Source organism: Labrys wisconsinensis, assembly GCF_030814995.1.
GTDB classification, from domain to species: Bacteria; Pseudomonadota; Alphaproteobacteria; order Rhizobiales; family Labraceae; genus Labrys; species Labrys wisconsinensis.
In genome coordinates this window covers 507,300-519,606 of the sequence record NZ_JAUSVX010000002.1, presented here as the reverse complement: position 1 = coordinate 519,606, position 12,307 = coordinate 507,300, and the positions used below count along the sequence as shown (strand labels likewise).

Here is a 12,307-nt window from a genome sequence, read left to right as displayed (position 1 = left end):
GCGTCGGGCCTCAGGCCTTGACCGGCTCGCCCTTGGCGCGCACGTCGGCGAGCATGCCGCGCACGATCTTCACGCGCACGCCTTCGGCGATCTCGACCTCGATCTCGCTGTCGCCATCGCCGGCCTTCGTCACCTTGCCGACCAGGCCGCCATTGGTGATGACGATGTCGCCGCGCCGCACGTTCTTGATCAGCTCCTGGTGTTGGCGTTGCCGCTTCTGCTGCGGACGGATCAGCAGGAAGTAGAAGATCACGAACATCAGGACCAGCGGGATGATCATCCCGAACTGGCCCGCGAGCAGATCGCCGCCGCCGGCGCCAGGCGCCGACTGTGCAAAGGCGGGCGTCACGAACATCAACCGTCCTCCAAAAAAGCGGCCGGGCAAGCTGGTCAGAAACTTGCCGGCCGCGAATTTGCGCGGACTATAGCGATGGACTTTATGAAAGCAAATCGAACCGGATGGCCCGGCATTAAAACGCGTCCATGCTGCACCGCCAGGCCTGGCCGCGCCAGCCCGGACGGCTTCGCTGGCCCGGACGGCTTCGCCGGCCCTTCCCTCCCCTCGCCTTCCACGCTATGGCCATCCCGTCATGACCGAACCGTCCCTCGCCGAACTCGCCCCCCTGCTCCAGCGCATCGCCGACGCCCTGGAGCGCATGGCGCCGCCGCCCCGCCCGAAACCCGATTTCGACGCCGCCGAAGCCTTCGTCTGGCAGGCACAGGAGCATCGGCTGGCTCCGGTCGCCAAGGTGAACCGCGTGGCGATGCCGCTGCTCCGGGGCATCGACCTGGTGCGCGACATCCTGGTGGAGAACACCGAGCGCTTCGCCAGGGGGCTGCCGGCCAACAATGCCCTGCTCTGGGGCGCTCGCGGCATGGGCAAGTCCTCGCTGGTCAAGGCGTCCCATGCCGACGTGAACGGGCGCATCGGCGGGCTGAAGCTGGTCGAGATCCATCGCGAGGACATCGAGACGCTGCCCGAGCTCATGGGCCTGATCCGCGGCGCGGCATGCCGCTTCATCGTGTTCTGCGACGACCTCTCCTTCGATTCCGACGATACCTCGTACAAGTCGCTGAAAGCGGCCCTCGACGGCGGCGTCGAAGGCCGGCCGGACAATGTCGTCTTCTACGCCACCTCCAACCGCCGGCACCTGATGCCGCGCGACATGATCGACAACGAACGCTCGACCGCGATCAATCCCGGCGAGGCGGTCGAGGAGAAGGTGTCGCTGTCCGACCGCTTCGGCCTGTGGCTCGGATTTCACCGCTGCAGCCAGGACGACTATCTCGCCATGGTGTTCGGCTATGCCGAGCATTTCGGCCTGGAGGCGGATCGCGACCGGGTCCGGTCGGAAGCGCTGGAATGGGCGACGACGCGCGGTGCGCGCTCCGGCCGCACCGCCTGGCAGTACGTGCAGGACCTCGCCGGCCGCCTCGGCAGGACCCTGGCCTGACGGCGGCGCAAGGCGGTCCCTTCGGCGTGCGCACGCGAGGAAGCGGCCCGACGCTGACGCCGGGCCGCTCCTCACATTCGTCTCGGGGTCTCGCGCGAAGACGAAAGTGTCTCAGGTACCGGAGAGATAGGGCCGCGGATCGACCGGCTGCGCGCCCTTGCGCAGCTCGAACAGCAGCTGGGGCGAGGTGACGTTGCCGGTCTGGCCGGCCGTGGCGATCACCTGGCCGCGCTTGACGGTATCGCCACGCTTGACGTTCAGATCTTTGGCATGGGCATAGGCCGTGACGTAGCCGTCGGCATGGCGGATCAGCACCAGGTTGCCATAGCCCTTGAGCTCGTTGCCGGCATAGGCGACGACGCCATTCTCGGCCGCGCGCACATCGGTGCCTTCGGGAACGGCAATGTTGATGCCGTCACCACTCTGGCCGAAGCTCTGGATCACCCGGCCCCGCACCGGCCAGCGGAACTCCGGCGTGTTGCTACGCTGCGCCGGCGTCTCGAGCGCCGCCTGCTGGGGCGCGTCCTCCTTCTGGGCCGGGATGCTGGCCGTGGCAGCAGGCTCGGGCTGCGCCGGCTGGGGCTGCGCGGGCTGCGGCTTGATCGTGGCCGTCTGCACCGGCTTGGGCTCCACCGGCGCGACGACCTTGGCTGTCGCCTTGGGCGCGGCCATCGGCTTGGCGGCCGGCGCGGGCTTGGCGACCGGCTCGGGCTTCACCGCGGCGACCTGCACGGGCTTGACGGGCTTGACGGGCGCAGCCGGCTTGGCGGCCAGACGAGCCGGCTTGACCGGCTGCTCGGCCATGGCCGGCTCGGGCTTGACCGTAGCGACATGCACCGGCTTGACGGCAGCCGGCTTGGCCGCGGCGGTGTTCGCGCCGGGCACCTTCAGCTTCTGGCCGATGCGCACATTCGTCCACTCGTCGATGCCATTGTCATGCGCCAGCCGCGGCCGGGTCGTGCCATAGGCCAGCGCGATCGAGGTCAGCGTCTCGCCCGGTTTGACCACATGGAGGCCGCCCTCCTGCGCCAGCACCGTCGCCTTCGGCTCGGCGGGCCTGGGCGCCGCCGGCAAGGCCTGCGCGACCGGCCTGGGCGGCACGATCGGCTCGGGCTCGGGCACATGCTGGGGCTGCACCGCCACCGTGCGGACCGGCTTGGCGACGGGCGCCTCCGCCCGCAGCGGCTGGGCCGCGGGCAACGGCTGCGCCACGCTCGGCGGTGGCGGCGGAGCCGCGCTGACGGTGCTGTAAACCGGAATGGTGATGCGCTGGCCGGGCACGAGGTTCGGTGCGGACAGGGCGTTCACGCTCATGATGGCGTCGGCGGGAACGCCATAGCGATTCGACAGGGTGTAGACGCTGTCGCCGGCGCCGGCCGCGACCACCGTGCCGCCGGCGGCACTCCAGCCGCCCCCCTTGAAGCCGCCGATGCGCGGGCTCGCGGATTGGACGCTGCCAGTCACCACGGGCTGGGCCGGACGCGCGCTCTGCACTGGCTGGTTGTAGCCGTATATCGGCCGGGGCGCGCCCGCCGCCGGCACCGAGGCCACGGGCGCGAGCGGCGGCAGCGGCTGGGCGGCGACGCTGCCGACCGGCGGCAGCGGCTGCGCCCGCACCCGTGGGGTCGGATAGGCCGGAGCCGGCTGGATGGCGGCGGTCTGCTGCGGCTGGGACCGGAAGGGATCGGAGAAGGGGTTCTCCGAAAAGCGCATCGTATCAGAGCTGCAGCCCGCGGCGAGACCAGCGAGGAGAGCGACAACGGCGACACGCGTCAGATGGCGCGGACGGACAAACTCGACCGAGGTACGCATGGGCAACGCTCACAGAACGCAACAAATCGATGCCGTCATTAGGCCCTTGTTGGGGTAAACAAGGGCTTAAGCGCCATGCGAATTTTGCGAGCGTCGTTCAGGATTTATGCAACCTGGGATGGGTAATCCCACGTCGCCGGCCCGGCCTCACAGGCGGTCGGCGACGCCTGCGCGCATCGGCGAGGCGCGGACCGCCATGATCGTGGTCTCGCCAGTCCCCTCCCCGCCCCGGGTGAGCATGACGAGGCGCTGCTCGGCCCCCGCCTCCCCGACCGGCGCGATCAGCCGGCCCCCGGGAGCGAGCTGGTCGAGCAGCACCCGGGGAATCTCGGGCACGGCCGCTGTGGTGACGATGCGATCGAACGGGGCCTGCACCTTCCAGCCCTCGCGCCCGTCCGCCACCATCATGGTGACATTGAGAATGGCGACGGCGCGCAGCCGCTCCTCCGCCTCCGTCACCAGGGTGCGCCAGCGGTCGATGGTCAGCACCCGCCTGGCCAGGCGCGCCAGGACCGCCGTGAGATAGCCCGATCCCGTGCCGATCTCGAGGACACGGTGCTCGGGCTCGATCTCCAGGCGCTCGGCGATGGTCGCCACCAGCACCGGCGGCGTGATGGTCTGGCCGCACTGGATCGGCAGGGCATAGTCGCCCCAGGCGAGCCCGGCATGCGCCGGCAGGACGAAGACCGGCCGCGGCAGGGTCGAGACGGCGTTCAGCACCTTCTGGTCCGTCAGCCCGCGCGAGCGCAGGCGCAGGATGAAGGCCATCATCTCCTGCGCATGGGCCGATTCCACGGCCGGCGGCGACGGCTCGCTCATTTGATCCCGTCGAACACCTCGGCGAGGCGCTCCAGCGCCGCCACGTCCGTGAGGTCGAGCTTCAGCGGCGTCACCGAGATGCGCTTCTGGTACATCGCCCACAGGTCCGTCCCCTCCAGTGGCGTCGGCCGCTCCCGGCGCGGTGCCAGCCAGTAGTAGAGGTTGCCGCGATAGTCCTCGCGTTCCACCACGTCCATCAGCGCCGCGACATCGCGCCGCCCTTGGATGGTGGTGGAGATGCCGACGACCTCCTCCGGCTCGCAGTCGGGGAAGTTGACGTTGAACAGCACGCCCTTGGCGAAGCCGTGGGCCAGGAGCTTGCGGATGATCCCCGGCGCGTGGGTCTCGGCGCAGCGCCAGCGCGGCTTGCGGTTGTCGCTGCCGAAGCCGTAGCCCTGGCTCAGCGCCACCGAGGGAATGCCGAGCAGCGTGCCCTCCATCGCGCCGGCGATGGTGCCGGAATAGGTGACGTCCTCGGCGATGTTCTGGCCGCGGTTGACGCCGGAGAGCACCAGGTCCGGCTTCTTGTCCTTGAGGATGTGCTGCACGCCCATCAGCACGCAGTCGGTCGGCGTGCCGCGCACGGCATAGCGGCCTTCGCCGATGTGGCGCACGCGCAAGGGATCGCTCAAGGACAGCGAATGGGAGACGCCGGACTGGTCGGTCTCCGGAGCGATGACCACGACGTCGTCGGAGAGGGCGCGGGCAATGGCCTCCAATGCGACCAGCCCCGGCGCATGGATGCCGTCGTCGTTGGTGAGCAGGATGCGCATCGGAAGCCTTTCGCGGGAATCAGCGTGATGGGAAGGTTCGCCTGCCCGGCATGGCCGGGAGGAAGGGGCCGTCAGGCCGTCTCGAGGCGCCGGATGCCGCCCATGTAGGGGAGCAGCACCTCGGGCACCGTGACCGAGCCGTCGGCGTTCTGGTAGGTCTCCAGCACCGCCACCAGCGCCCGCCCGACGGCGACGCCGGACCCGTTGAGGCTGTGGACGTAGCGGGGCTGGCCGCCGCCGCGCGGGCGGTAGCGCGCATTCATGCGCCGGGCCTGGAAATCGCCGCAGACCGAGCAGGACGAGATCTCGCGGAAGGCGCCCTGCCCCGGCAGCCAGACCTCGATGTCATAGGTCTTCTGGCTGGCAAAGCCCATGTCGCCGGTGCACAGCGTCATCACGCGGTAATGCAGGTCGAGCCCCTTCAGCACCGCCTCGGCGCAGGCCAGCATGCGCTCGTGCTCGGCCCGGCTCTCCTCCGGCGTGGTGATCGAGACGAGCTCCACCTTCTGGAACTGGTGCTGGCGGATCATGCCGCGGGTGTCGCGCCCGGCAGCGCCGGCTTCGGCCCGGAAGCAATGGCTCAGCGCAGTGAGGCGCAGCGGCAGCTCCTCCTCGGGCGTGATGGCCTCGCGCACCAGGTTGGTGAGCGGGACCTCGGCGGTGGGAATCAGCCACAGCCGCCGCTGGTTCGCCTCCTCGCGCGCCGCCTGCAGGGCCTCGGACGCCGCAGCGCCCGCGGCGATCCTGTCGATGGCGGTCTCGTACTGCCCGTCGACGCCGTCATGGGTGCCGGCGAAGAACTGATCGTCGCGGAACTTCGGCAGCTGCGCCGTGCCGAACATCGTCTCGCTGCGCACGAGCAGTGGCGGGTTGACCTCGATATAGCCGTGCTCGCCGACATGCGTGTCGAGCATGTACTGGCCGATGGCGCGCTCGAGTCGGGCCAGCCCGCGCTTCAGCACCACGAAACGGGCGCCCGACAGCTTGGCCGCCGTCTCGAAATCCATCAGGCCGAGCCCTTCGCCGATCTCGAAATGCTCGCGCGGCGCAAACGTGTAGGCGCGCGGCATGCCGTAACGGGTCTGCCGCTCGACATTGCCGTGCTCGTCGGCGCCGAGCGGCACGTCGTCCGCCGGCAGGTTTGGAATCTCCGAGAGCAGCCGGTTGAGCGCGGCGTCGGCCGTCCGCAAGACGGCCTCGTCCGCCGGCATGGACTGCTTCAGCGCCGCGACCTCCGCCATCAGCGCCTGAGCCGCGGCCTCGTCCTTGCGCGCCTTGGCCTGGCCGATCTCCTTGGAGGCGGCGTTGCGGCGTTCCTGGGAGGCCTGCAGGCGCGTGACGATGGCGCGGCGCTCGGCCTCGAGCGCCAGGATATGCTCGGAGCGCCATGCCGGCGGCACTGCGCCGCGCCGGGCCAGGCCCTCGTCGAAGAGACCCGGATTGTCGCGGATCCACTTCACGTCATACATCGAACCTCTCCCGCACCGGGGCCCGGCGGGAGAAGGCAGGCGCACCGCCCGTCAGGTCGCGGACGTCGCCTGCGCCTCGGCGGCCGCTCGCCGTTTCTCGACCAGGCGGACCGAATAGATCGAGAGTTCGTAAAGGAGGAGGCCGGGGACGGCAAGCGACAACTGGCTGACCACGTCGGGCGGGGTCAGCAGCGCCGCGATGATGAACACGATGACGATGGCGTAGCGCCGCTTGGCCTGCAGGAAGGCGGAGTCGATGATGCCGATGCGCCCGAGCAGCGTCAGGACCACGGGAAGCTGGAAGGTGATGCCGAAGGCGAAGATCAGCGTCATGATCAGGCTGAGATAGTCTTCCACCTTGGGCAGGAGCTGGATCGCCGCCCGGCCGTCGCCGCCGGCCTGCTGCATCGCCAGCGAGAACTTCATCACCATCGGCATGGCGAAGAAGAACACCATCAGCGCCCCGATCAGGAAGAAGATCGGCGTGGCGATGAGATAGGGCAGGAAGGCGTCGCGCTCGTGGCGGTAGAGCCCCGGCGCCACGAACATGTAGATCTGCGTCGCCACCACGGGAAAGCCGATGAAGGCGGCGCCGAACATCGCCACCTTGATCTGGGTGAAGAAATATTCGAGCGGCGCCGTGTAGATCAGCCTGACGTCCGGCACGCCCGCCTGCGACGCCGCCCATTCGAACGGCCAGAGCAGGATGTTGTAGATCGGCTTGGCGACGAAGAAGCAGCAGATGAACAGCACCACGAAGGCGATCATCGACTTGATCAGCCGTGATCGCAACTCGATCAGATGCTCCAGCAACGGAGCCTTCGTGGCGTCGATGTCCTCCTGGGTCATGGGTCTATCGCTTGAAGGCCGACGACGTCGCGAAGGCCGAGGGAATGGGCTCCGGCGGCGTCTCCGGCTCGGCCACCACGCTCGGCGGCGCGGCCGAGACCGCTGCCGAGCTGGTCAGCGCCGTATCGACCACGGCCGAGGGTGCGACGGCGGAGCCGGTGATGGCGCCCCGGATCTCGTCGCGCGCCAGCGCCATCGGGTTGAAGCCGCCACCCAGCGACGAAGCCGACTGGCGGATCGAATCGAAGTCGCGCTTCACGTCTTCCAGGTTGGCTTCGCGCAATGCCTGGTTGAACTGGCTCTGGAACTCGCCGGCCATGCGGCGCAGCCTGGTCGTCATCCGGCCAAGCGAGCGCAAGGCCTCGGGCAGCTCTTTCGGCCCGATGACCACGATCGCCACGACGGCGATCAGCAGGAGCTCAGTCCATCCGATATCCAGCATCGCACAAGTTGTCCGGCAAAGAGGGCGGCTGCGCCGCGCTTACGCGCCGGGCGTCCAAGGGAAGCGCAGAGGTCAGCCGACCTTCTGCTCGGGCTTCACCGGCGTGCCGGCCTGGTTGTCGATCGTCTTCACCGACTCGTTCGGCGTGGAGGACGCGGCCACCGGCTCATCGTCGGCCATGCCCTTCTTGAAGGACTTGATGCCCTTCGCGACGTCGCCCATCAGGTCGGACACCTTGCCGCGCCCGAACAGCAGCATGACGATGATGAGAACGACGATCCAATGCCAAAGACTCAAGCCACCCATGAAAACCTCCCAAGGTGTTCAGCGCCCCGGATGCGATGTCCCATCGACGGCGACGCTCACGACCCGATCATGACTGCAAGCTATGCGGCCGCCGCGGCAAAAACAAGGACTTCGGCCGAATCAAACATGGAGCCGGGCCTGCGGCGCTGCGCCCACGGCGGCGAATGAGCGACGAAGATCAGGCGCCCTCCTCGGGCTCCGGCGGCGGGAAGGACATCGACAGGTCGGCCGCGTCGAGCGGCTCCTCGTCCGGCGTCAAGGCGCTGTCGTCGGACGGCATGGGCACGCTGAAGCCGGGCGGCAGGCGCCCGTCGAGGAGGCCGGCGCCCTTCAGCTCGTCCAGCCCCGGCAGGTCGCCGATGCCGTCGAGCCCGAAATGGTCGAGGAAAGCCGGGGTGGTGCCGTAGGTCACCGGCCGCCCCGGCACGCGGCGGCGCCCGCGCAGCCGGGCCCAGCCGGTCTCGAGCAGCAGGTCCAGCGTGCCCTTGGAGATGGAGACGCCGCGGATCTCCTCGATCTCGGCCCGCGTCACCGGCTGGTGATAGGCGATGATCGCCAGCGTCTCCAGGGCGGCGCGGGAAAGCTTCTTCGGCTCCGCCGCATCGGGGGCCATCAGCCAGGCGAGGTCCGAGGCCGTGCGGAAGGCCCAGCGGCCGCCGAGCCGCACGAGGTTGACGCCCCGGCCGGCATAGTCCTGCCGCAGGGCGGCGAGCACGGCCGGCAGGTCGACGCCGTCCGGCAGCCGCGCCCGCAGCGCCGCCTCGTCGAGCGGCTCGACGGCAGCGAACAGCAGGGCCTCCACGAGCCTGACATGCTCCTGGACGGCCGATGCCTCCGGTGCATCCGTGGCGGGCTCGAGCTTGCCCAATCGGGAGTCCTCTATGTCTCGCCCGCGCGGCCGCGGGCGCCCCTGCCGCGGATATAGATCGGCGCGAAGGCCTTGTCCTGCCTCAAATCGAGCCTGCCCTCCTTGGCGAGCTCCAGGCTGGCCGAGAAGCTCGACGCCTTGACCGTGGCGCGGGTGGCGGGATCGGCGAGATAGTCCAGGAGGAAGTCGGTGAGGCTGGTCCAGTCGTGCGCCGGGCCGACCAGGCGCTCGAGCAGCTCGCGCGCCTCGGCCAGCGTCCAGACGTTGCGGTCGGGCAGGCGCACGCGCGCCAGCACCGAGCGCTGGCGCTGCCGGGCATAGGCGGAGAGGAGGTCGTAGAGCGTCGCCTCGTAACGGGGGGCGTCGCTGCGCCTCACCCCCTCCGGCATGCCGCGGAAGAACACCTCGCGCCCGAGCTGCGGGCGCCCCTGCAGGCTTTCCGAGGCCGTCCGCATCGCCTCCAGGCGCTTGAGGCGGAAGGCCAGCGCAGCGGCGAGCTCGGCGGCCGGCGGCTCCTCGCCCTTGGGCGGCTCGGGCAGCAGCAGACGCGACTTGAGATAGGCCAGCCAGGCCGCCATGACGAGATAGTCGGCCGCCAGCTCCAGGCGCAGCTTGCGCGCCGCCTCGATGAAGGCGAGATACTGCTCGGCGAGCGCCAGGATGGAGATGCGGGCAAGGTCGACCTTCTGGCGCCGCGACAGCTCGAGCAAGAGGTCGAGCGGGCCTTCGAAGCCGTCGACGTCGACCACCAGCGTCGGGTCATCGCTGGCCCGATCGTCCGACTGGGTGAAGTCGAACGGCCCGGCCATCTCAGGCGGCCTGCAGCGTGGCGAGGGCGGCGTCGAGCCGCGCCCGCGCTTCGGCCACGTCGACCGGCTCGGGCAGGTGGCGGATGCGGGCCAGCGCCGCCTCGGCACGGCGGCGGGCCTTGCCGGCGAGCCGCGGGGCTGCGTCCATCACCTGCAGCATCTCCTCCATCCGTCCGTTGCAGTGCAGCCCGACATCGCAGCCCGCGGCGAAGGCTGCGGCAGCGCGCTCGCCCAGGGAACCGGCCAGGGCCTGCATCGACAGGTCGTCGCTCACCAGCAGGCCGTCATAGCCGATCGCGCCGCGAACCACCCGCCGGATCACCGTCCTCGACGTGGTGCAGGGCGCGGCCGGATCGATCGCGGTGTAGACGACATGGGCGCTCATGCCGATCGGCATGTCGGACAGCATGCGGAAGGGCAGAAAGTCCGAGGCCTCGAGCTCGGCCAGCGGCGCGTCGACCACGGGCAGCGTCAGGTGGCTGTCGACCGTCGCCCGGCCATGGCCGGGGACATGCTTGATGACCGGCAGCACGCCACCTGCCAGCAGGCCCTCCGCGGCGGCGCGGCCGAGCGTGCCGACCGTCACTGCGTCGGCCCCGTAGGCCCGGTCGCCGACGATCTCGTGCGATCCGGGCGCCGGCACGTCCAGCACCGGGATGCAGTCGACATTGATGCCGACCGTCGTGAGGTCATGGGCGATGAGGCGGGCGGCGAGGCGGGTGATCTCGCGGCGTGTCACCGGATCATTGGCATGGACGCGCCCGTAATGGCGGCCCGGCGGATATTTCGGCCAATGCGGCGGGCCGAGGCGCTGGACGCGCCCGCCTTCCTGGTCGACCAGCACCGGCGCCTCGCGGCCGACCGCCTCGCGCAGCGCGGCCGTGAGCGCCCGCACCTCCTGCGGCGTGCCGATATTGCGGCGGAACAGGATGAAGCCCCAGGGATCGGCGTCGCGGAAGAAGGCCCGTTCCTCCGGCGTCAGCGCCGGGTCGGCACAACCAAGAATCACAGCCGAAACAGGCATCGGGCACCCGGGAGGAGAGAAATCCAGACGCGCAAAGCCTTCCCGGCGGGCGGGAAGACTTTGCGCGCCACGAGACGCTGCTCAGTTGCGCGTGACGACGCAGTCGCCACCCGCCGCCTTGAGCTTGACGCAGAAGGTCGTGGCCTGGTCCCGCGCCTGCCAGCCGCCGACCCGGACGCGGTAGAACGTGCCCTTGTCGCCGACCTCAGCCTTCTTGATCGAAGGCTTCATGCCGCCCACCACGGCGGGAAACTTGCGCTGCAAGGCCTGGAAGGCGGCGATCGCATCGGCCTGGCTCTTCTGCGAGGAGACCTGCACGACGAAGCCGCTGCCGGTGGCCTCCGGCGGGCTCGCCTCGAGGGAGGCGACCTGCATGTGCGGCTGGTCGGCAGCCGGAGCCGCGGGCGGCGCCTCGGCCGGCTTCACCGGCGCGGCTGCGATCCTCTTCGGCCGCACCGGCGGCACGGCGACCGGCCTGGGCGCAGGCGGCGCCGCGGCAGCGTCCGGCGTATCGGCGGCCGCAGGCGCCTGCCCCGGCGGCGCGGTCAGCGGGGTGTCGGCGGTCGTTATCTGCGGGACGGCGAGCGAGGGCACGCCGGCGTCGACGACGGGCTGCTGAGGGTCGGCGGATGGCGCAGCCTGCGCCTCGCCGGTGACGATCGTGCCATCCGCCAGCACCTTGACGGTCTTGACGCGCCGGGGCTCGGAAGGGGGCGCGAGAGCGGCCGGCAGGCCACGGGTCGGCAGCGGCGGCGGCGCGACCGCGCCGGTCTGCTCGGCCGGCAGGGGCGGCAGCGCGGGCGGCGGGGCCGCCGGCTTGGGCGCGTCGGGGACGGCGGCGGCGATGGCGACCGGCTGCTCCTCGCGCGGCATGATCCGCTCGGGAACCTCGGTCCGGTCCTGGCTGACGCGATCGAAGATCTCCTTCGTCGTCGTCGGCATGTCGGTGGAGGCCGGCGCCTCCGGCTTGATCTTGGTCGGCTCCTTGCTGGCCACGATCAGGGGCGGCTCGCCGCGGGTGCCCATCATCGTGCCCGAATCGAACACGCCGCTCTTCCAGGCATAGGCCGCGCCGCCGCCGATCGCCGCCAGGGCGACCAGGCCGACAAGGATACCGATGCCGGCGATGCCGCGTCCGCGCGACTGGCGATAGTCCTCTTCGGCATCCTCGGCGACATAGGGCGCGGCGCGCAATTCGTCGTCGAGGGGGGCGCCACCGGTCTCGGTATAAGGCCCGTCCGCGGGCGCGGCATAGGCGTGGGAGGGGTGATAGGCAGCGTCGTCCTCGTCGGCGATCGGCACGGCTGCCGCTCGTGCGCCGCCCGAGGCCTGCGCCTGGCCGCGCGAGAGTCCGCCATAGGAAGGGGCCGCCTGGCCGCGGAAGCGTGGCGCGGTCCGGGCGGTCTCCTGCTGCGGATCGTAGCTGCCGCGCAGATCGCCCTCGAACAGGTCGTCGGCCGGCGCCGTCGGCTGCGCGGCACGCTGCTGGCCGGCCGGAGCGGTGCGGGCCTCGTTGAACAGGTCGGCGAAGGGGTCGTTCTTGTTGACGATCCGCGCCAGCTCGGCAAGCGGATCCTCCGGCGCTGCGCTCTGCTGAGCGAAGTCGTCACGGGCGTAACGGCGGTTCATCGACTCGTTCATCGTCGTTCCAGGCCCTCTTGGGCAGCATCCACCGTAATCTT

13 protein-coding genes are annotated in these 12,307 nt (G+C 70.3%); 1 reads left to right on the top strand and 12 read right to left on the bottom strand.

From position 1 onward, the window contains the following. Positions 1–10: 10 nt before the first annotated feature. Entirely contained in the window at positions 11–355 is a 345-nt protein-coding gene (gene yajC / locus QO011_RS08885; protein WP_307270440.1) for a preprotein translocase subunit YajC, read from the bottom strand. Between the two features lie 235 nt (positions 356–590). Here yajC and QO011_RS08880 point away from each other — a divergent pair, with 235 nt between their 5' ends. Beyond that, positions 591–1,454, top strand: coding sequence for an ATP-binding protein (locus tag QO011_RS08880; RefSeq protein ID WP_307270439.1), 864 nt, complete (start codon positions 591–593; stop codon positions 1,452–1,454). 111 nt (positions 1,455–1,565) lie between these two features. Here QO011_RS08880 and QO011_RS08875 read toward each other — a convergent pair whose 3' ends face one another. From QO011_RS08875 to QO011_RS08825, 11 genes are all read right to left on the bottom strand, one after another. Next, positions 1,566–3,167 carry a peptidoglycan DD-metalloendopeptidase family protein gene (locus QO011_RS08875; RefSeq protein WP_307270437.1) on the bottom strand — a complete coding sequence of 534 codons (1,602 nt, stop codon included), beginning with the start codon at positions 3,165–3,167 and terminating at the stop codon, positions 1,566–1,568. Positions 3,168–3,413: 246 nt separating this feature from the next. Next, complete coding sequence (locus QO011_RS08870) at positions 3,414–4,085, bottom strand: protein-L-isoaspartate(D-aspartate) O-methyltransferase (protein ID WP_307270435.1); 672 nt, start codon at positions 4,083–4,085, stop codon at positions 3,414–3,416. After that, a complete protein-coding gene (surE, locus tag QO011_RS08865) occupies positions 4,082–4,858 on the bottom strand; it encodes a 5'/3'-nucleotidase SurE (RefSeq protein WP_307270432.1) in 777 nt (258 codons plus the stop codon). The genes QO011_RS08870 and surE overlap by 4 nt, the downstream gene beginning before the upstream one ends. A gap of 71 nt (positions 4,859–4,929) precedes the next feature. Beyond that, positions 4,930–6,327: a serine--tRNA ligase gene (gene serS / locus QO011_RS08860; protein WP_307270429.1), complete on the bottom strand. Its 1,398-nt coding sequence runs from the start codon at positions 6,325–6,327 to the stop codon at positions 4,930–4,932. Between the two features lie 51 nt (positions 6,328–6,378). Continuing rightward, positions 6,379–7,176: a twin-arginine translocase subunit TatC gene (gene tatC, locus QO011_RS08855; RefSeq protein WP_307270426.1), complete on the bottom strand. Its 798-nt coding sequence runs from the start codon at positions 7,174–7,176 to the stop codon at positions 6,379–6,381. A 4-nt stretch (positions 7,177–7,180) separates the two neighbouring features. Beyond that, positions 7,181–7,618 carry a Sec-independent protein translocase protein TatB gene (gene tatB / locus QO011_RS08850; protein WP_307270423.1) on the bottom strand — a complete coding sequence of 146 codons (438 nt, stop codon included), beginning with the start codon at positions 7,616–7,618 and terminating at the stop codon, positions 7,181–7,183. Positions 7,619–7,690: 72 nt separating this feature from the next. Next, entirely contained in the window at positions 7,691–7,924 is a 234-nt protein-coding gene (locus tag QO011_RS08845) for a twin-arginine translocase TatA/TatE family subunit (protein WP_307270417.1), read from the bottom strand. Between the two features lie 178 nt (positions 7,925–8,102). Beyond that, positions 8,103–8,792 (bottom strand): SMC-Scp complex subunit ScpB, encoded by a 690-nt coding sequence (gene scpB / locus QO011_RS08840; protein ID WP_307270415.1) that lies wholly within the window; start codon positions 8,790–8,792, stop codon positions 8,103–8,105. Between the two features lie 11 nt (positions 8,793–8,803). Beyond that, complete coding sequence (locus QO011_RS08835; protein WP_307270412.1) at positions 8,804–9,601, bottom strand: segregation and condensation protein A; 798 nt, start codon at positions 9,599–9,601, stop codon at positions 8,804–8,806. A gap of 1 nt (position 9,602) precedes the next feature. Beyond that, complete coding sequence (gene nagZ / locus QO011_RS08830; RefSeq protein WP_307270411.1) at positions 9,603–10,625, bottom strand: beta-N-acetylhexosaminidase; 1,023 nt, start codon at positions 10,623–10,625, stop codon at positions 9,603–9,605. Between the two features lie 81 nt (positions 10,626–10,706). Further along, positions 10,707–12,254 carry an SPOR domain-containing protein gene (locus tag QO011_RS08825; protein WP_307270408.1) on the bottom strand — a complete coding sequence of 516 codons (1,548 nt, stop codon included), beginning with the start codon at positions 12,252–12,254 and terminating at the stop codon, positions 10,707–10,709. Positions 12,255–12,307 lie beyond the last annotated feature (53 nt).